The following is an 18,887-nucleotide window of genomic DNA, read 5'->3' on the forward strand; positions in this document are numbered from 1 at the left end:
CCCCCTGAAAGGGGGAGAGATGGCCGATATCACTTTACTCGACGGCGGCGTGGGACAGGAGATCGTGGCCCGCGCCGGCGCGTCCGACACGCTGGCCTGGGCGACGGAGGCGATGCGCCGCGCGCCCGGCACGGCCGAGGCGGTGCACCGCGATTTCCTGTCCGCCGGCGCGACCGTCGCGATGGCGAATACCTACGCGGTCCTGCCCGACCGGTTGCCGGAAGACGGACGCACAGAGGCGCTGCGCACCCTGCGCGCACAGGCGATGGCGGAGGCCCGCGCAGCGCGGGACGTCCACGGTTCGGGCCGGATCGCGGCGACGATCGGCCCGCTCGGCGCCAGCTACCGGCCGGACCTCATGCCGCCGCACGACAAGGCGGTGGCGGTCTATGACGACGCCGTCGCGGCGCTCGGGCCGGAGAGCGACCTGCTGGTGTTCGAGACGGTGGCGTCGGTCGCCCATGCGCGGGCGGCGCTCGCGGCATTGGACCGGTCCGGACGGCCGGGCTGGATCGCGGTCACGGTGGACGACGAGGACGGCAGCCGCCTGCGCTCGGGCGAGCGGGTGGCCGAGGCGGCCGCACTCATTCGCGACTCGTCTGCGGGCGCCGCGCTCGCCAATTGCTCCGCGCCCGAGGCGATGCCGGCGGCGCTGGACGCGTTGGCCAAGACCGGCCTGCCCTACGGCGCCTACGCCAACGCCTTCGAGACGATCACCAAGGATTTCCTCGCCCGTCCGGCGGTCGACAACCTGTCGCGGCGGCGCGACATGGCGCCCGCCCCTTACGCGGCGCACGCGCTCGACTGGGTGGCGCGGGGCGCGACCGTCGTCGGCGGCTGCTGCGAGACGACGCCCGCGCACATCGCTGCCGTGGCCGAACGATTGCGGGCCGCCGGCCACGGCATCGTCTGAGCGCTTGCCAGCGGCGCGCCCCGCTGGCAGAGCCACATCCCATGAGAGACGTCTACGATCCGCCGCAGGGCGACATCAGGGTGCTGCACGAAGATCACGAGATCCTCGTGGTCGACAAGCCCGCCGGGCTTCTGTCGGTGCCCGGCAATGGGCCGGAGCTGGCCGACTGCCTGATCGCCCGCCTGACCAAGGCCTTTCCGCAGGTGCTGCTGGTGCACCGGCTGGACCGGGACACCTCGGGCGTGATGATCTTCGCGCTCAGCCCGCACGCGCAGCGGCATCTCGGCCTGCAATTCGAGAAGCGGCAGGTGAAGAAGTTCTACGTCGCGCGCGTCGCCGGCGCGCTGGAGCCTGCCAAGGGCTCCGTCGATCTGCCGCTGGCCGTCGACTGGCCGAACCGGCCCCTGCAAAAAGTGGACCACGCGGAGGGTCGCCCGGCCCTGACCGACTGGCGCGTGCAGCGGCGGGGCGAGGGCGAGACGCGGGTGAAGCTCAGCCCAAAAACCGGGCGAAGCCACCAGCTTCGGGTGCACATGCTGGCGCTCGGCCACCCGATCCTGGGCGATCCGCTTTATGCGCCCGAGACGGCGGCGGACCACCCCCGGATGATGCTGCACGCCGAGGAACTGCGCCTGCGCCACCCCGATGGCGGCGCCGGCCTGAACTTTCGCGCCAAGGCGCCGTTCTGAGCGTTCAGCCGTTCCAGCGCACGGCGCCGGTTTCGGAGACGTCGTAGCCGCCGAGCCTGTCGGCATGGTCGCGGAAGTCCTGGCCGCGGCAAAAGGCGAAGAAGCGTTGCAGGCCGGGATCGAAATAGGCCTTGCGGTCGATCAGCAGGTCGAAGCGTTCCTCGATCAGCGGCACGAAGCGCAGCCCGTGCGCGGCCGCGAGCGCCCCGAGGCCGAAGGTCACCTCGGCCGCGCCCTGCTGCACCGCCGTCACCGCGTCGCTTTCCGACAGCGCCGGCGGCGCGAGGTCGAGCGCGCCACGCTCCAGCCCCGCCTCGGAGAGCAGGTGGTCGAAGACCGATTCGGTCCCCGATCCGCCCTGGCGCGGCACGATCCGGCGGCCGGGAATGTCGGCGAGGCGCTGCACGGAACTGTCCGGCGACAGGGCCAGCCCGCGCGTGCGCTTCGCGAACCCGATCAGGACGGCGTTCTGCGCGCCGCTGCGCTGCGCCGCCGCGACGTTCCATGCGCCGTCCTCGAAAAGGTGCAGGCCGGTGGCCACGCCCTCCCCGGCGGCAAAGCGCGTCAGCCCGTCGCCGGAGCCGTCGAAATAGGTCGCAAGAGCCGTCTGCGCCTGCCGCAGCGCCCAGTCGAGCAGGGGATCGTGGCTGCCGAGGAACACCGCCGGGCGCACCGACGGCGGCGCGCCGGCATCGAGCGCGCCGGCCGCGATCCAGGCGCGCACCTCCCGCGCCGGGAAGAGCAGCTTGCCGGTGACCTTGGAGCATGGCACCTGGCCGGAGCCCGCAAGATCGTAGACCTTGCGCTCCTTGATCCGGAGCAGGTCGGCCAGTTCGCGGACGGTGAGGTATTCAGGCTGGGTTATCTCGGTCATCGTGCGTCCTTATTGCACCGACAGGCGGGGGCGCGGCAAGCGATGCGCTCTTGCGAAATCACGTCCGACCGGTCCAATTGACGCCATGAGCGATACCGATATCAGACCCGGCGAGCGCGCGGCGGATCTTCCCCCGGCCGCCGACGCGCAATTGCGCTTCATCGGCCGGGCGCGCACACCCTTTGCCAGCCGCGCCGACTGCCCCCGGCAGGGGCGGCTCGACGGGCCGGACTGCGCGCTGGAGCTCGATCTGGTCTGGGCCGACGCGCTGGAGGGGCTGGAGCGGTTCGAACATGCCGACGTGCTCTACTGGCTCGACCGGTCGCGGCGCGACCTGGTGCTGCAGAGCCCGAAATCGGACGGCACACTGCGCGGCACCTTCGCGCTGCGCTCGCCGGTGCGGCCCAACCCGATCGGGCTGTCGCGGGTGCGGATCGTCCGGCGCGAAGGCGCTCGGCTGATCGTGCGCGGGCTCGACTGCATCGACGGCACGCCGCTGATCGACATCAAGCCGGAAGCCTGCGCCTACACGCCGGAGGCACCGGCGAAGGCGGCGGACGGGGCGTGATCGCGAATCGCCCGAAAATCGGGCGAACGCCATCAGAACCGCCCTCGAATTACGCATCGCCTCGCCATGTGCTCCGTCATGCGCGCCGTGATTTGCCGTCGCGCCCGCTGTGGGTGCAAATGCCTGAAGAACAGGCGGGGGCGGGATCATTCCCTACGACGTGGGCATAGAGGCGCAGCGCGCACGCGGCACCGCGCGGTTGGGCGTGAAGCGCCGCGGGTCGGCGTCGGTGATCGACGATCTGGCCATGTCGGGCTCGCTCAAGCTCGTCTTTCCCGGCACCGCCGGGCCGCTCCAGGCGGTCTGGCTCAACACCGCCGGCGGCGTCACCGGCGGCGACCGGTTCGAGACCGCCGTAAGCCTCGCGCCCGAGGCCGCTGCGGTGCTGACCTCCCAGGCCGCCGAACGTATATACCGTGCCCTCCCCGGAGAGACCGGGCGCATCGAGACCTCCCTGAGCGTCGGCGCTGGCGGCAGCCTGTCGTGGCTGCCGCAGGAGACGATCCTCTACGACGGCGCCGCGCTCGACCGGCGCCTGTCGGTGGACCTCGCATCCGGCGCCCGCTTCCTCGGCATCGAGACGCTGATCTTCGGCCGCGCGGCGATGGGCGAGCGGGTGCGCGACCTTCGCCTGACCGACCGGATCGACCTGCGCGTCGGCGGCAGCCTCGTGTGGGCGGACCGGCTGCGCCTCACCGACGACGCCGATGCCGCACTCGCCCGGCCGTTCGTCGCGAATGGCGGCGGCACGGTCGCCACCCTCCTTTTCGCCGCGCCGGGCGCCGCGTCCCGGCTGGAGGCGGTGCGCGCGCTTCTGCCCGCGACCGCCGGCGCCTCTTCTCCCGCAGAGGACGTGATCGCCGCGCGCATCGTCGCCCCGGATGGGTTCGAGATGCGCCGCACGCTCTGCCCCCTGCTCGAACGCCTCTCGGAGGCGCCGCTTCCCCGACCCTGGATGATCTGACACATGCAACTGACCCCCAGAGAGAAGGACAAGCTCCTTGTCGCCATGGCCGCCGAAGTGGCCCGCCGCCGCCTGTCGCGCGGCGTGAAGCTCAACCACCCCGAGGCCATCGCGCTCATCACCGACGCGGTGGTCGAAGGCGCGCGCGACGGCCGCTCCGTCGCCGAGATGATGCAGGCCGGGGCCGAGGTCATCACCGCCGAACAATGCATGGAGGGCGTGCCCGAGATGATCCACGAGGTGCAGGTCGAGGCGACGTTCCCCGACGGCACCAAGCTCGTCACCGTGCACAACCCGATCCGCTGACCGCCAAGGAGGCATCCCCATGACCCGCTTCGCCCTCGCCCTTGCCGCCGCCCTCGCCGCCGGCCCGGCCTTCGCCCATCTCGACCCCGGCGCGCACGGATCTTTCGCCGCCGGCGCCTCGCACCCGGTCTTCGGCACCGACCACGTGCTGGCGATGGTGGCGGTCGGCCTCTGGGCGGCGATGCTGGGCGGCCGCGCGCTCTGGGCGCTGCCGGCCGCCTTCGTCGGCGCAATGGTCTTCGGCTTCATCGTCGCGCTCGGCGGCCTGCCGCTGCCGGTGGTGGAGCCGATGATCGTCGCCTCGGTTCTGGTGCTGGGCCTCCTGACGGCGGCGGCTTTGCGCCTGCCGCTCGGCGCGGCGGCCGGGATCGTCGGCCTGCTCGGCGTCTTTCACGGCCATGCCCACGGCGCGGAGATGGGCGGCGCGAGCGCACTGGCCTACCTTGCCGGCTTCGCGCTGGCCACGGCGGGTCTGCATGCGGCGGGCGTTGCGGCTGGAATGGTGCTGACGAAGCGCGCAGAGTTCGTGCTGCGCGGGCTTGGCGCGGGCGTCGCGCTCGCCGGCTCCGCGCTGCTCGTGGCAGGCTGAGGGGGCCGAGATGATTCCCGGAGAGATGTTCCCCGCCGACGGCGCCCTGACGCTCAACGAGGGCCGCGAGGCGATCACGCTGATGGTGGCCAATACCGGCGACCGGCCCGTGCAGGTCGGCTCGCACTACCATTTCGCCGAATCCAACCCGGCGCTCGACTTCGACCGTGCGGCGGCGCGGGGCTACCGGCTCGACATCGCCGCGGGGACCGCGGTGCGGTTCGAACCCGGCCAGCGACGCGAGGTCACCCTCGTGCCCTATGCCGGCGCGCGGCGTGTCTACGGCTTCAACCAGCAGGTCATGGGAGAGCTCTGAATGCGGCACCTCCAGGCAGCGGCGATCGGTCTGGCGGCGCTGACCGCCGGGCCGCTCACGGCGCAGGATCTCGATTGCAGCGATCCGGTGACGCAGGTCGAGATGACGGGTTGCGCGTCCCTCGACTACGACGCCGCCGACGCGGCGCTGAACGACGCCTACGGTCGGGCCGTGTCACGCGCCCGCAGCATGGACACGGGGCTGGACGCGGACGACGTGCCCTCCGAGACGGTCCTGCGCGAGGCGCAGCGCGCCTGGATCCCGTTCCGCGACCGCGCCTGCGAGGCCGAGAGCCTCGTCTATCGCGGCGGGTCGGCGCAGAACATGGTCTTCTACATGTGCCTGACTCGGCTGACCGAGGCACGCACCGAAGATCTGCATGCCTTCGGCGAGGGATACTGATGCGACACGCGGGCTTGTGCTGCGCTGCGGCGGAGTGCATCCTGTGGATCGGGGCGCCGCCTGGCGCGTTCGGCTTCGGTTGGACGGTGCGAGCGACTCAAACGGCCCCAGGAGGGACTGCGAGGTGACGGCGCGACCGGGATCCAGCCTTCGCAACGTGCCGAGCGGCGTCAGGACGACGCGCCCGGCCGGCAAGGAGACCTTACGTTGATGCACCCGTATTTCGCCGCCTGTGCGGCGCTGACCACGCTCTCGATCGAGGCGCAGACCGTCTTCTGGACGCGTGTCGCCGGGCTGTCCGGCTATGCCACGCTGCCGCAGGGCGAAGCGCAGCGCATGGCCGCCGAAAAGCCGCGCGCCTTCGCCGAAAGCGGTGCGGCGCTCACCCGGGCGATCTGGCGCGGGGCACCGGCGGCGGCGCTGTTCGGGATCTGGGCGGCCCCCCTGACACGCACGGCGCGCGCCAACCGGCGGCGCCTGGGACGGCACCGCACCCGCCGGGCGCGGGCCACACACTGACCGGACAAGGAAGGTTCGAGATGTACCTGACGACACCGATGACAGCGGCGAGCGCGATGGCGGTCTGGAGCAGCCACGCCTGGAGTGCGCAGATGCGCATGGCGCAGGTCTTCCTTGATGCCGCGATGACGCAATCGCGGATGATGTGGGGGCTGCCGGCGGCGCCGCAGGCGATGGGCCTCGCCGCCCCGGTGATGCTGTGCGGCACCGGCCCGAGCGCCGGTGCGCCGACGTCGAAGCCGGCCGCGCGCACGGCACCGGCGGCGCCGGCAGACACGACCAAGACCGCGGAAGCAGCTCCGGCCGCTTCGGACGCCGCCGCGAAGGCTCCGGCCAAGCAGACCGCGCCGAAGAGCGGCGGGACCACCGCGAAGCGCACCAGCTCCGGCCGTACGACAGCGCGCCGGACAACCAAGCGCTCTGGCTCCGCCGCATCCGCGAAGCCCGACACAACGTCATCGGCAGCGAAAACCGGCGACGCGGCAAGTGCGGGCGGGAAATCCGGCACCGCGGCCGCGCCCGCGGCGCCGAAGGCCGAGACCTCCGCCAAGGGCACCGGCTCGACCTCCGCCAAAGGCACGGGCGCGTCCACCGCTGCCAAGGAGACGTCCTCCTCCTCCGCGGCAAAAGGCACGGAGCCGACCTCCGCTGCCAAGACCGACGCCCCGTCCGAAGCCAAGCCAACCCCGCCGAAGACCGATGCGCCCGCGACCCAGTCGAAAGACACCGGCAAGAGCGGCTCCAAGACAGCCAAGAGCGGCAACAGCGACACCTCGTCGGGCGGCACCTCGGGCGGCAGCAAGCCCGCGCCGAAGGCGGCGGCAACCACCTCGAAGGATGCGCAGGTGAAGGCCGACCCGAAACCGGCCGCATCCGGCAGCGGGGCCGGCGCCAAGACGGACGACAAGCCCGCGCCGCGCCGCCGCGCGCGCAAGCAGCCCTCGACCCCGCCGGCGATGCCCGAGAAATCCGGCGACTGACCGAAGCGACCGGGCGCGCGCCACGCGCCCGGCCACCACCCCAAGGAGCGTGCCGCCCGTGCCGACCGCCCGACCACAGAAGCCGAGGCCGATGTGAGCATCGCGCTTCACCCGGCCCGGCCCGGGCTCTTCGGTGATCCGGACGGCGTGCCGCGCAGCTTCGGCCCGCCGCCCGGCGCCGGGCCAGACGCGCCGCTCCTTTCCGCCGAACGTCCCGAATGCCACCGGTCCGAGGCCTGGTGGCACGCCCCAGCACAGGAGCCGTAAACATGCCTGCCACGATCTCTCGCGCCGATCATGCGGCGATGTTCGGCCCCACGACGGGCGACCGCGTGCGCCTTGCCGATACCGACCTGGTGATCGAGGTCGAACGCGACCTCACCGGCCCTTACGGCGAGGAGGTGAAGTTCGGCGGCGGCAAGGTCATTCGCGACGGCATGGGCCAGTCTCAGACCACGCGGGCGGACGGCGCGGTCGACACGGTCATCACCAACGCGCTGATCCTCGACGCGACCGGCATCTACAAGGCCGATGTCGGGCTGCGCGACGGGCGCATCGCGAAGATCGGCAAGGCCGGCAACCCCGACACCCAGCCCGGCGTCGACATCGTAATCGGTCCGGGGACCGAGGTGATCGCGGCCGAGGGCCGGATCCTCACCGCCGGCGGCTTCGATAGCCACATCCACTTCATCTGCCCCCAGCAGATCGAGGACGCGCTGCATTCCGGCATCACCACGATGCTCGGCGGCGGCACCGGACCTGCGCACGGCACGCTGGCGACGACCTGCACGCCGGGGCCGTGGCATATCGGGCGGATGCTTCAGGCGCTCGACGCCTTCCCGATGAATTTCGGGCTGTCGGGCAAGGGCAACGCCTCGCTTCCCGCGCCGCTCGAGGAACAGGTGCGCGCCGGCGCCTGCGCGCTGAAGCTGCACGAGGACTGGGGCACCACCCCCGGCAGCATCGACAATTGCCTCAGCGTCGCCGACGACATGGACGTGCAGGTGATGATCCATACCGACACGCTGAACGAAAGCGGCTTCGTCGAGAACACCGTCGCGGCGATGAAGGGCCGCACCATCCACGCCTTCCACACCGAGGGCGCGGGCGGCGGGCACGCGCCGGACATCATCAAGATCTGCGGCGAGGATCACGTCCTGCCGTCCTCGACCAACCCCACGCGCCCGTTCACCGTGAACACGCTGGAAGAACATCTCGACATGCTCATGGTGTGCCACCACCTCGACAAGCGGGTGCCCGAGGACGTCGCCTTCGCCGAAAGCCGCATCCGGCGCGAGACCATCGCGGCCGAGGACATCCTGCACGACATGGGCGCGTTCTCGATCATCGCGTCGGACAGCCAGGCGATGGGCCGGATCGGAGAGGTCATCATCCGCACCTGGCAGACCGCCGACAAGATGAAGAAGCAGCGCGGCCGGCTGAGTGAAGAGCAGGGCGACAACGACAACCTGCGCGCCCGCCGCTACGTGGCGAAATACACGATCAACCCCGCCATCGCGCACGGCATGAGCCAAGAGATCGGCTCCATCGAGGAAGGCAAGCGCGCGGACCTCGTGCTCTGGTCGCCGGCCTTCTTCGGGGTGAAGCCCGAGATGGTGCTGATCGGCGGGTCCATCGTCTGCGCGCAGATGGGCGATCCCAACGCCTCCATCCCGACGCCGCAGCCGGTCTACACGCGGCCGATGTTCGGCGCCTTCGGGCGCGCGGTGGAACGCTCCGCCGTGACCTTCGTGTCGGCCGCCGCCGCGGCGGACGGGATCGGCGCGTCGCTGGGTCTGGCCAAGGACGTCCTGCCGGTGCGCAACACCCGCGGCATCACTAAGGCCGACCTCGTGCTCAACGACTATTGCCCGGAGGTCGAGGTGAACCCCGAAACCTACGAGGTCCGCGCCGACGGCGAACTTCTGACCTGCGCGCCGGCTTCCGAGCTGCCGATGGCGCAGCGCTATTTCCTGTTCTGAGGGGACGAGCCATGCACATGTCGCATCGCGGGACTGCCCTATTGTCCGTTGGGTCGCGTTCGCAAACTGCCTACTTCGTGGGCACGGGAGGGGACGACACCGACACAACGGACGAAACTTATGGCACAGAGTGCATTTGCAAACGACACCGCCGGCGCCGGCTTTCTGGCCCGGCTCGGGGATGGCCTGACCCGCGGGCTGACCTTTCTCGCGGAGAACAACCCGCGCTACGCGCGCATCCAGCAGCTGAACCGCATCAGCGACGCAGAGCTGGAAGCGCAAGGCACGACCCGCGCCGAAGCCGTGCGTCACATGTTCCGGGATCAGTTCTACCTCTGATCCACCGGCCGGGGGGCGCGGCATGAGCGCCCCCGACCTCACCTCCCGCGCATATCACGACCATGCGCACGCCACGCCTGCGGGCCGCGTGGTGCTCGATTACGAATCGCGCTTCCTGCGCCGACGCGTGCTGACGCTTGAGGACGGCCGCCGCCTGCTGGTCGACCTCGCGCAGACCGTATCGCTCGATCACGGCTCGGTGCTGGTGACCGAGGACGGCGCAGAGATCGCCGTGGAGGCCGCGCCCGAGCCGCTTTACGCCGTGACCGGCGATATCGTCCGGCTCGCCTGGCATATCGGCAACCGCCACACCCCCTGCCAGATCGACGGCACCCGCCTGCTGATCCGGCGCGACCACGTCATGCGCGACATGCTCGCGCGGCTGGGCGCCGAGGTGGCGGAGGTCACCGCGCCCTTCGTGCCCGAGGGCGGCGCCTACGGGCATGGCCGCACCCACGGCCACGACCACTCCCATGCCCACGGGCCGGAGCCGCATGAGCACTGACCTCACGCTGCACCAGCTCTTCTCTCCCGCCTTTCCGACCGGCGGTTTCGCCTATTCGCACGGGCTGGAAACACTGGTGGCGGAGGGGCAAGTGACCTCGGCCGAGGAACTGCGCGACTGGCTGGAGACCTGGCTGGCGCAAGGGACCGGCTGGTCGGACGCGGTGCTCTTCGCCTGCGCGGCGCGCGGGGAGGATCCGGGCGCGCTGTCCGACCTGGCGCTCGCCCTCGCCGGCACGGCGGAGCGGCGGCGCGAGACGGAATTGCAGGGCGCCGCCTTCGCCGCCACCTGCCGCGCGGTCTGGGCGCTCGATCTGCCGGAAATGGCCTACCCGGTGGCGGCGGGGCGGGCGGTCGCCCTCCTGGGCCTCGATGCAGAGGCGGCGCTGGGGACGGCGCTCCTCAACACCGTGTCGGGCTATGTCGGCGCGGGCATCCGGCTTATCCCGATCGGGCAGAGCGCGGGCCAGGAGGTGCTGGCGGCGCTCGCCCCCGCCTGCGCAGAGGTGGCGGCGCGGGCGATGGCTGCCTCGCTCAACGATCTGGGCGGCTTCGCGCCGCTTATCGACGTGGCATCGGCCCGGCACGAAACACTGGGCGTGCGGCTCTTCCGGTCCTGACCCCTTTCACACCGTGCGCCGCTTCGCGATAGTCGCGCGACAACATGAAGAGAGGAACAAAGACATGGCGTCTCCCCACGGTCCCCTGCGCGTCGGCATCGGCGGCCCCGTCGGCGCCGGCAAGACGACGCTGACCGCTGCGCTCGCGCGCGCGCTGGCGCCGCACCTGTCGATGGCGGTGGTCACCAACGACATCTACACGCAGGAGGACGCCGAGGCGCTGATGCGCCTGCAGGTCCTGCCGTCCGAGCGCATTCGCGGGGTCGAGACCGGCGGCTGCCCGCACACCGCGATCCGCGAGGACGCCTCGATCAACCTCGCCGCCATCGCGGAGCTGAATGCCGCGCTGCCGGACCTCGAACTGGTGCTGATCGAGAGCGGCGGCGACAACCTGTCGGCCACCTTCTCGCCCGAACTGGCGGACGTGACGATCTACGTGATCGACGTCGCCGCCGGAGAGGAGATCCCCCGCAAGGGCGGCCCGGCGATCACCCGCTCGGACCTCCTGGTCATCAACAAGACCGACCTCGCGCCCCATGTCGGGGCCTCGCTGGAGGTCATGGCCGAAGATTCCGCGCGCATGCGCCCGGGCCTGCCGACGATCTTCGCGGCGCTCCGGCGGGGCGAGGGCATCGACGAGATCGTCGCGAGCCTGGCCGGGATCGGCGGGCTCGACCTCGCACGGCTGGCGGCGGAATGAGCGGGACCGGGCGGGACTGGTAGCCTCGGATTGCGCGCCCGGCGGCCCGCGGCGGCAGCGAGGGGCCAGCCCCTCGCGCGCCCCGGGATATTTGCGGGCAGATGAAACCAGGGGCGGCAGGGGCCCGGGTCAGCCGGGGGTGATGATCTCGCGCTCGGTGATGATAAGGTCGAGCGGCTGGTCGGTTGGCTCGGTCGGCAGGGCGTCGGCCTCCTGCGCGGCGAAGGCGAAGCCGATGGCGCGGGTGGGGCGGCGGGCGCGCAGGCGCGCCAGCGTGCGGTCGTAGAAGCCGCCGCCATAGCCGAGCCGGTCGCCGGCACGGGTGAAGGCAACCAGCGGAACGATCAGGATCTCGGGCTCGATCAGGTCGAGCGTGGCGGGGATCTCGGCGCCGAAGGGGCCGGTGGTCATCTCGGTGTCCGGGGCCCAGCGGGCGAAATCCAGGGGCTCCCCTTTCGCCCGGATCACCGGCACGGCGACGGGGCCGTGGGCCGCGGCCTCGATCATCGCCGGGCGCGGGTCGATCTCAGTCCGGATCGGCATGTAGCCCGAGAGCGGCACGCCGCGGTGGCCGGAGAGATACTCGGACAGGCGGGCGGCAGGGTCGGCCGGGCGCGCCTCGTAGGCAGCGCGCCGGCGGTCGAACGCGGCGCGGCGGGCGGCGGCCTTGGGATCGTCGGTCATGGCGGTCTGGAGTCCTTCCGGTAGAAATCAAAGAAGCACGATCACGGCGAGGCCGAGGAAGGCGAAGAAGCCCACGACATCGGTGACCGTGGTGACGAAGGCGCCGGAGGCGAGCGCAGGGTCGATGCCGACCTTCTCCAGCACGATGGGAATGCCGATCCCGGCAAGGCCCGCGACGACGAGGTTGATGACCATCGCCGCGGCGATCACGAGGCCGAGTTCCGGCGAGCCGAACCACACAAGCCCGACGATCCCCATGATCACCGCGAAGGCGGCGCCGTTGACGAGGCCCACGGTGATCTCGCGCCGGATCACCCGCACCGCGTTCGACCCGGTAAGGTCGCGGGTGGCGAGCGCGCGCACCGCCACGGTCAGCGCCTGGGTGCCGGCATTGCCGCCCATCGACGCGACGATCGGCATCAGCACGGCCAGCGCCGTGACCTGCGCGATGGCGCTTTCGAACTGCGCGATGACGAGAGAGGCAAGCACCGCCGTCACCAGGTTCACCGCGAGCCAGGGGAAGCGCTGGCGCGTCGTCTCCATCACGCTGTCCGAGAGCGAGCTTTCCTCGCCCACCCCGGCGAGGCGCAGGATGTCCTCCTCGTTCTCCTCGTCGAGGACGGCCATGGCGTCGTCGATTGTGATCACCCCGACGAGGCGGTCGTTCTCGTCCACCACCGGCGCGGAGATCAGGTGATACTGATTGAACGCGTAGGCCACGTCGCCGTCGTAGCGGGTCACCGGGATGACGTGAAAGCTTTCATCGGTGATGTCGCGCAGCATGACCTCGCGCCGCGAGCCCATGAGTTTGCCGAGCGCGACCTTGCCCACCGGCTTCAGCCGCGGATCGACCAGGATCACGTGGTAGAATTGCTGCGACAACTCGTCCGAATTGCGCATGAAGTCGATGGCCTCGCCCACGTTCCAGTGTTCGGGGGCCATCACCACCTCGCGCTGCATCAGGCGGCCGGCGGAATATTCGGGGTAGGTCAGCGATTGCTCGACCGCGATCCGGTCGGGATCGTCGAGCACTTCGAGGATGGCGTCGCGCTGGGGATCCTGCAGATCCTCCAGGAGGTCGACCACGTCGTCGGAATCGAGCTCGCGCACCGCGCTGGCGAGAACGCGCGGATGCAGGATCCCGACCACTTCCTCGCGGATGCCCTCGTCGAGTTCCGTCAGGATGTCGCCGTCGAATTCCTCCCCGTAGAGGCGGATCAGCCGCATCCGGTCGAAGGCGTTCATCTGTTCGAGCATGTCGGCGATGTCGGCCGGGTGGAGCGGGTCCAGAAGCTCCACCAGCTTGCCGCGATCCTGGACCTCCACGGCGTAGAGGATCGCCGAGATGGTCTTGGGGTCGAGGGCGTAGGCGTCCTCGTCCCCGGCCTCGGGTTCGGGGGCGATGTCGGTCTGGTCGTCGGTCATTCTGCCTGTCCCCCTGTGCTGACGGCGGCGAGTCTCGCGCGACCTTACGGGAGGGGCCGGGCAAGCGACAGGCCCGGCGCGGGCGCGATCACGGCGACGTTGGCGATTTACCTTGCTCGGGCACGGGGATAGGCTTTTTCCGCGCTGCGGCAAGGGGGCTGGACATGGATGACGCGGACCTTCTGCTCGGCCGGGTGCTGCGCTTCGACGGCGATCCGTTCGCGGGCGGCGCGGCGCGCGTCGATCCGGCCGGAGGAGTGCTTCTGGCGGGCGGCCGGATCGCCGCGGTCGGGGACGGCGCGGCGCTGGCGGCGGCACATCCGGGGGCGGCGCGGCACGATTACGGCGCCGGCCTGATCTGCCCCGGCTTCGTCGACGCGCACGCGCATTACCCGCAGACGGCGATCATCGCGAGCTGGGGCAAGCGCCTGATCGACTGGCTGAACACCTACACCTTCCCCGAAGAGATGCGCTTCGGCGATCCCGCCTATGCAAGCGCGGTGGCGGAGCGGTATCTGGACCTCACCACCGCCAACGGCACCACCACGGTGGCAAGCTACTGCACCATCCACCCCGAGAGCGTCGAGGCGCTCTTCGCGGCGGCGGAGGCGCGCGGGCAACGGGTACTGGCCGGCAAGACCTGCATGGACCGCAACGCGCCCGAGGGGCTGCGGGACGATGCGCAATCGGCCTACGACCAGTCGAAGGCATTGCTGGAGCGGTGGCACGGGCGCGGGCGGCTGTCCTACGTGATCACGCCGCGCTTCTCGCCGACCTCCACGCCCGAGCAGCTCTCTGCGCTCGGCGCGCTCTGGGCGGAGCATCCGGAGTGCCTGATGCAGACGCACCTGTCCGAACAGGTGGACGAGATCGCCTGGGTGCGGTCGCTCTACCCTGGGGCGCGCGACTACCTCGACACCTACGAGGCGCACGGGCTCCTGGGCGCGAACGGGGTCTACGGGCACGCCATCCACCTCGAAGAGCGGGAGATCGACCGGCTGCGCGAGGTCGGCGCGGCGCTGGTGCATTGCCCGACCTCGAACACCTTCATCGGCTCGGGGCTGTTCGACATGGGGCTCGCGGCCTCGCTGCGCGTGGGTCTGGCGACGGATACCGGCGGGGGCTCGTCCTTCTCGATGCTTCGCACGATGGCGGCGGCCTACGAGATCGGACAGCTCCGCGGCACGCCGCTGCACCCCGGCACGCTGATGTGGCTGGCGACGGCCGGCTCGGCGGCAGCGCTGCGCATCGGGGACCGCGTCGGGCGGATCGAGGGCGGGATGGAAGCCGATCTCTGCGTTCTCGACCTGGCATCGACGCCGGCCATCGCGCAGCGCGCGGCGCGGGCGGAGGATGTCTGGGAAGAGGTCTTCGCGACGATCATGATGGGCGACGACCGGGCGGTGCGCGCGGTCTGGATCGGCGGGGGTCGCGTCGCGGCGTAGGTCGGCGCGGGGCGAGGAGGACGGGAGCGAGGGGCCTGCCCCTCGCGCTCCCCGGAGTATTTTTGAGCCCAAAGAAGCAGAGCGCCGGAGATCCGTGATGGGCCAGCCTGCGCGGCTTCGGTCCGGACGGTGCGGAGGCGGAAATGCGAACGCCCCGCCGTTGGCGGGGCGCTGCGTGTCACTCGGCGGGATTGGGCCGCGCGCCGGGGGGAGGCGTCGGGTCGGAGCCGTAAAGCTCGCCCGGCAACTCGTTCGGCATGGCGTGGTCCGCCTCGTCGTCGTTGCGGTACTTCTGGTTGTGCCGGTAGATCATCAGCGGATCCCATGACAGCGCCTTGAAAAGGCCGATCAGGATCAGGAAGACGATGATGGCGAAGGGGAAGCCCGCGATCACAGCCGCCGCCTGTAGCGCCGAGAGGCCGCCGGCCAGCAGAAGCACCGAGGCGACGGCCCCTTCCGCGACCGCCCAGAAGATGCGCTGCACCTTCGGGGGATCGGGATCGCCCCCGGCAGTGAGCATGTCGATCACGAAGGAGCCCGAGTCCGACGAGGTCACGAACCACAGCACGATCAGCACGATGGCGAAGCCGGACATCAGATCGGAGGCCGGGAAGAAGTCGAGCAGCGCGAACATCGCGTCGCCGTAGCTCTCCTTCGTCGCCTCCACCAGCGCCGGGTCACCGCCGAGCGAGATCTGCAGCGCCGTGCCGCCGAAGGCGCAGAACCAGAAGAACATGATCGAGGAGGGCAGCAGCATCACCCCGACGAGGAATTCGCGGATCGTTCGGCCGCGGCTGATGCGGGCGACGAAGACGCCGACGAAGGGCGCCCAGCTGACCCACCAGGCCCAGTAGAAGATCGTCCAGGAGTTCTGCCAGGTGCCGCCATCGGCCCAGGCTTCGGCCCAGGTGCCCCATTGCACGAGATCGCGCACATAGGCGCCGTAGCTCTGCACGTAGGTGTCGAAGATGAAAAGCGTCGGCCCGACGATCAGCATGAAGGCCAGGAACAGCATCGACAACAGGATGTTGAGGTTAGACAGCCGCTTGATGCCGCCGTCGAGGCCCGCGACCACCGAGAGCGTGGCCAGCGCGGTGATCCCGGCGATCACCAGGATCTGCACCACCGGCGATTGCTCGATCCCGAAGACCTCTCCGAGCCCCGAATTGATCTGCATCGCCCCGAGACCGAGCGAGGTAACGATCCCGAACATCGTGCCGAAGACCGCCAGGATGTCGACCGCATCGCCCCAGAACCCGAAGATCCGGTCGCCGAGCAGCGGGTAGAGCGCCGAGCGAATGGTCAGCGGCAGGCCCTTGCGGAAGTGGAAATAGGCCAGGCTGAGCGCGACGATGGCGTAGATCGCCCAGGCGTGGAAGCCCCAGTGCAGGAAGGAGATCGTCATCGCCTGCCGGGCCGCTTCCTCGGTCTCCGCATCGCCGACGGGCGGGGCGAAGTAGTGGTAAAGCGGCTCCGCCACGCCCCAGTAGATCAGCCCGATGCCGATCCCCGCCGAGAACAGCATCGCCGTCCAGGAAAAGAGGTCGTAGGCCGGCGTCTCGTTCATCCGGCCGAGCCGGATGTCACCGAACCGCCCGAAGGCGAGGTAGACCACCGCCACCAGCAGGATGTTGACCAGCGCGATCAGCGCCCAGCCGAGATTGCCGGCCAACCAGCCCTGCATGGTCGAGAAGATGGCGCCCGCGGTTTCGCTGAATAGGGCGCCGAAGATGATGAAGCCCACGATCAGGATCGCCGAGGTGCCGAAGACCCGCCGGTTGACCTTGGGAAAGAAGAGCAGCGGTTCCTGCTGCATCTTGTCGTGCATGTTGTCGCTCATCCGTCTCCCTGACTGCCCGTCCGCGCGGGCCGAAAGGACCGGACGTCGGGCTTATCCACCGCGGGTTCCACCCGCGTTAACGACGAACGATAGCCCAAAAGACGGGCAATTGCCAATCAAACTGGAAGAGCGGTGGTCGAAAACACGGTACGGAGGGCGAAACTGGACTGCATCTGGGTCACATGCGGCAGCCGGGTTAGGTACTGGCGATGGATGCGGGCGAAGTCCTCCGTGTCCTCGGCGACGACTTTCAGCAGGTAATCGGCAGATCCCGCCATCAGGTGGCATTCCAGCACGTCCGGCACCCGTCGCACCGCCGTCTCGAAGGTGTCGAGCACCTCGTCGGACTGGCCTGAGAGCGTGATCTCGACGAAGACCGTGGTCGGCAGACGGAATTTCTTGTGATCCAGAAGCGCCACATAGCCCGCGATGAAGCCATCTGCCTCGAGCCGCGCGACCCGCCGGTGACAGGCCGAGGCCGACAGGTGCGCCGCCTCCGCCAGCTCGGCGTTGGAGATCCGCCCACGCGTCTGAAGGACCCGGAGGATCCTCAGGTCGGTGTCGTCCAGTGGGCCTGCCACGCCAGATACTCCCGGATTTTAGCGCTTAGGTCGACGAAACTTCGAAGTTTTTCGCTAACACCGCACCACCTTTGCAGAGAAATTGCAAGCCGTCGCACCCAGTGTGCATGGTAGAGGAAAAGGAGGAGCCGCATGAAGATCGGATGCCCGACAGAGATCAAGCCGCAGGAATTCCGTGTCGGCGTGACACCCGCCGCGGCCGCCGAGGCGGTGGCGCATGGCCACGAGGTGCTGATCCAGTCCGGCGCCGGCACAGGGGCCGGTTTCGACGATGCCGATTACGAGGCCGCCGGCGCGCGCATCGCCGCCGATGCCGAAGAGGTCTTCGCCGCCGCCGACATGATCGTGAAGGTGAAGGAGCCGCAGGCGGGCGAGCGCAAGATGCTGCGCGAGGGGCAAATCCTCTTCACCTACCTCCACCTCGCCCCCGATCCCGAACAGACCCACGACCTCATCGCCTCTGGCGCGACCTGCATCGCCTACGAGACGGTGACCGACGATCGCGGCGGCCTGCCGCTGCTGGCGCCGATGTCCGAGGTGGCCGGCAAGCTCGCCCCGCAGATGGGCGCCTGGACGCTGCAGAAGGCCAATGGCGGGCGCGGCGTGCTGATGGGCGGCGTGCCCGGCGTGACGCCGGCGCGCGTCTGCGTCGTCGGCGGTGGCGTCGTCGGCACCCATGCGGCGCGCATCGCCTCCGGCATGGGCGCGGACGTGACCGTGCTCGACCGCTCCCTGCCCCGCCTCAAGCAGCTCGACGACATGTTCCGGGGCGAATTCAAGACGCTCTATTCCTCCAAGGCCAACACGGGCGAGCAGGTGCGCAGCGCCGACATGGTGATCGGCGCGGTGCTGATCCCCGGCGCAGCGGCGCCGAAGCTGGTCAGCCGCGCGGACCTGTCCGACATGAAGCCGGGCGCGGCGCTCGTCGACGTGGCGATCGACCAGGGCGGCTGCTTCGAGACGTCGAAGGCGACGACGCATCAGGATCCGATCTACGAGGTCGACGGGATCATGCATTACTGCGTCGCCAACATGCCCGGCGCGGTGGCGCGGACCTCGACGCTGGCGCTCGGCAACGCCACCCTGCCCTTCATGCTGGCGCTCGCCGACAAGGGCTGGCAGCAGGCCTGCCTCGACGATCCGAACCTCCTCAACGGTCTCAACGTCCATGCCGGCAAGCTGACCTACTACGCTGTCGGCCGCGCCCTCGGGATCAACGTGACCTCGCCACAGATCGCGGTGAAGGCGGCTTGACCTTCGCCCCCGGCCGGGGCACCCCGCCCCGGCCATGAGTTTGATCGTCCTAGACAACGTGCTCTCGGATCGCGGATCGAAATACGCGGTCGCCGGCGGGCCCGCCGCGACCCGCGAAGAGGCCGACGCGCTTCTGAAAGAGCTCAAGCGTCGCAAGAAGTTCGCCAAGGCCACGCACAACACCTGGGCGGCGCTCTTGCCGGACGGCCCGGTCAAGGACGACGATGGCGAGGCCGGCGCCGGCATGGTCATCCTGCGCATGCTCGAACGCGAGGGGCTGGAGGGGCACGTGGTGATCGTGACCCGATGGTTCGGCGGCAAGCACCTCGGCGGCGACCGCTTCCGGCACATCCAGAACTGCGTGCGCGCCTATCTCGACGAGATCGCCTGAAG

The 18,887-nt window shown here is 70.1% G+C and carries 23 protein-coding genes; 18 read left to right on the forward strand and 5 right to left on the reverse strand.

The annotated features are described in order from the left end of the window. The first annotated feature begins 19 nt into the window (after positions 1 to 19). Both F3H57_RS07975 and F3H57_RS07980 read left to right on the forward strand, forming a co-directional pair. Positions 20 to 913: a homocysteine S-methyltransferase family protein gene (locus F3H57_RS07975; protein WP_149755382.1), complete on the forward strand. Its 894-nt coding sequence runs from the start codon at positions 20 to 22 to the stop codon at positions 911 to 913. A gap of 41 nt (positions 914 to 954) precedes the next feature. Then, entirely contained in the window at positions 955 to 1,602 is a 648-nt protein-coding gene (locus F3H57_RS07980; protein WP_149755383.1) for an RluA family pseudouridine synthase, read from the forward strand. A 4-nt stretch (positions 1,603 to 1,606) separates the two neighbouring features. Here F3H57_RS07980 and F3H57_RS07985 read toward each other — a convergent pair whose 3' ends face one another. Continuing rightward, positions 1,607 to 2,476 (reverse strand): helix-turn-helix transcriptional regulator, encoded by an 870-nt coding sequence (locus F3H57_RS07985; protein ID WP_149755384.1) that lies wholly within the window; start codon positions 2,474 to 2,476, stop codon positions 1,607 to 1,609. Between the two features lie 85 nt (positions 2,477 to 2,561). Between F3H57_RS07985 and tsaA the strand changes: the two genes are divergently transcribed. The 13 genes from tsaA (at position 2,562) to ureG (ending at position 11,265) form a co-directional block, all read left to right on the forward strand. Beyond that, positions 2,562 to 3,044 (forward strand): tRNA (N6-threonylcarbamoyladenosine(37)-N6)-methyltransferase TrmO, encoded by a 483-nt coding sequence (tsaA, locus tag F3H57_RS07990; RefSeq protein WP_149755385.1) that lies wholly within the window; start codon positions 2,562 to 2,564, stop codon positions 3,042 to 3,044. A 229-nt stretch (positions 3,045 to 3,273) separates the two neighbouring features. Then, entirely contained in the window at positions 3,274 to 4,008 is a 735-nt protein-coding gene (locus F3H57_RS07995) for an urease accessory protein UreD (protein WP_223163007.1), read from the forward strand. Between the two features lie 3 nt (positions 4,009 to 4,011). Next, positions 4,012 to 4,314 (forward strand): urease subunit gamma, encoded by a 303-nt coding sequence (locus F3H57_RS08000; protein WP_149755386.1) that lies wholly within the window; start codon positions 4,012 to 4,014, stop codon positions 4,312 to 4,314. 19 nt (positions 4,315 to 4,333) lie between these two features. Next, entirely contained in the window at positions 4,334 to 4,903 is a 570-nt protein-coding gene (locus F3H57_RS08005; protein ID WP_149755387.1) for a HupE/UreJ family protein, read from the forward strand. A 10-nt stretch (positions 4,904 to 4,913) separates the two neighbouring features. After that, a complete protein-coding gene (locus F3H57_RS08010) occupies positions 4,914 to 5,219 on the forward strand; it encodes an urease subunit beta (RefSeq protein ID WP_149755388.1) in 306 nt (101 codons plus the stop codon). Continuing rightward, positions 5,220 to 5,621, forward strand: coding sequence for a lysozyme inhibitor LprI family protein (locus F3H57_RS08015; protein WP_149755389.1), 402 nt, complete (start codon positions 5,220 to 5,222; stop codon positions 5,619 to 5,621). Between the two features lie 210 nt (positions 5,622 to 5,831). Beyond that, positions 5,832 to 6,140 (forward strand): hypothetical protein, encoded by a 309-nt coding sequence (locus F3H57_RS22150; RefSeq protein ID WP_188129633.1) that lies wholly within the window; start codon positions 5,832 to 5,834, stop codon positions 6,138 to 6,140. A 20-nt stretch (positions 6,141 to 6,160) separates the two neighbouring features. Continuing rightward, positions 6,161 to 7,120, forward strand: coding sequence for a hypothetical protein (locus tag F3H57_RS08025; protein WP_149755390.1), 960 nt, complete (start codon positions 6,161 to 6,163; stop codon positions 7,118 to 7,120). Between the two features lie 269 nt (positions 7,121 to 7,389). Further along, the gene (gene ureC / locus F3H57_RS08030) at positions 7,390 to 9,102 is read left to right on the forward strand and encodes an urease subunit alpha (protein WP_149755391.1); all 1,713 of its coding nucleotides are present in this window, start codon (positions 7,390 to 7,392) and stop codon (positions 9,100 to 9,102) included. A 120-nt stretch (positions 9,103 to 9,222) separates the two neighbouring features. Continuing rightward, the gene (locus F3H57_RS08035; protein WP_149755392.1) at positions 9,223 to 9,441 is read left to right on the forward strand and encodes a DUF1127 domain-containing protein; all 219 of its coding nucleotides are present in this window, start codon (positions 9,223 to 9,225) and stop codon (positions 9,439 to 9,441) included. Between the two features lie 22 nt (positions 9,442 to 9,463). Then, positions 9,464 to 9,946, forward strand: a complete 483-nt coding sequence (locus tag F3H57_RS08040; protein WP_149755393.1) for an urease accessory protein UreE — start codon at positions 9,464 to 9,466, stop codon at positions 9,944 to 9,946. Further along, positions 9,936 to 10,565, forward strand: coding sequence for an urease accessory protein UreF (locus F3H57_RS08045; RefSeq protein ID WP_149755394.1), 630 nt, complete (start codon positions 9,936 to 9,938; stop codon positions 10,563 to 10,565). Before F3H57_RS08040 ends, F3H57_RS08045 begins: the two co-directional genes overlap by 11 nt. Before the next feature lie 64 nt (positions 10,566 to 10,629). Then, positions 10,630 to 11,265 (forward strand): urease accessory protein UreG, encoded by a 636-nt coding sequence (ureG, locus tag F3H57_RS08050; RefSeq protein WP_149755395.1) that lies wholly within the window; start codon positions 10,630 to 10,632, stop codon positions 11,263 to 11,265. A gap of 129 nt (positions 11,266 to 11,394) precedes the next feature. On the opposite strand, the gene F3H57_RS08055 is transcribed toward ureG, so the two are convergent. Both F3H57_RS08055 and mgtE read right to left on the reverse strand, forming a co-directional pair. After that, positions 11,395 to 11,949 (reverse strand): 5-formyltetrahydrofolate cyclo-ligase, encoded by a 555-nt coding sequence (locus F3H57_RS08055; protein WP_149755396.1) that lies wholly within the window; start codon positions 11,947 to 11,949, stop codon positions 11,395 to 11,397. Between the two features lie 27 nt (positions 11,950 to 11,976). Next, positions 11,977 to 13,374 (reverse strand): magnesium transporter, encoded by a 1,398-nt coding sequence (gene mgtE / locus F3H57_RS08060; RefSeq protein ID WP_149755397.1) that lies wholly within the window; start codon positions 13,372 to 13,374, stop codon positions 11,977 to 11,979. Positions 13,375 to 13,538: 164 nt separating this feature from the next. Between mgtE and guaD the strand changes: the two genes are divergently transcribed. Further along, positions 13,539 to 14,819, forward strand: a complete 1,281-nt coding sequence (guaD, locus tag F3H57_RS08065) for a guanine deaminase (RefSeq protein WP_149755398.1) — start codon at positions 13,539 to 13,541, stop codon at positions 14,817 to 14,819. Between the two features lie 178 nt (positions 14,820 to 14,997). Here guaD and F3H57_RS08070 read toward each other — a convergent pair whose 3' ends face one another. Next, positions 14,998 to 16,659 carry a BCCT family transporter gene (locus F3H57_RS08070; protein ID WP_223163008.1) on the reverse strand — a complete coding sequence of 554 codons (1,662 nt, stop codon included), beginning with the start codon at positions 16,657 to 16,659 and terminating at the stop codon, positions 14,998 to 15,000. A 116-nt stretch (positions 16,660 to 16,775) separates the two neighbouring features. After that, on the reverse strand, positions 16,776 to 17,240 hold the full coding sequence (locus F3H57_RS08075; protein WP_223163009.1) for an Lrp/AsnC family transcriptional regulator: 465 nt from the start codon (positions 17,238 to 17,240) through the stop codon (positions 16,776 to 16,778). Positions 17,241 to 17,372: 132 nt separating this feature from the next. Here F3H57_RS08075 and ald point away from each other — a divergent pair, with 132 nt between their 5' ends. Together ald and F3H57_RS08085 are read left to right on the forward strand one after the other, a co-directional pair. After that, positions 17,373 to 18,494 (forward strand): alanine dehydrogenase, encoded by a 1,122-nt coding sequence (ald, locus tag F3H57_RS08080; protein ID WP_149755399.1) that lies wholly within the window; start codon positions 17,373 to 17,375, stop codon positions 18,492 to 18,494. A 34-nt stretch (positions 18,495 to 18,528) separates the two neighbouring features. Then, complete coding sequence (locus tag F3H57_RS08085) at positions 18,529 to 18,885, forward strand: YigZ family protein (RefSeq protein WP_149755400.1); 357 nt, start codon at positions 18,529 to 18,531, stop codon at positions 18,883 to 18,885. Positions 18,886 to 18,887 lie beyond the last annotated feature (2 nt).

Source organism: Roseivivax sediminis (genome assembly GCF_900112685.1).
Taxonomy (GTDB): domain Bacteria; phylum Pseudomonadota; class Alphaproteobacteria; order Rhodobacterales; family Rhodobacteraceae; genus Roseivivax; species Roseivivax sediminis.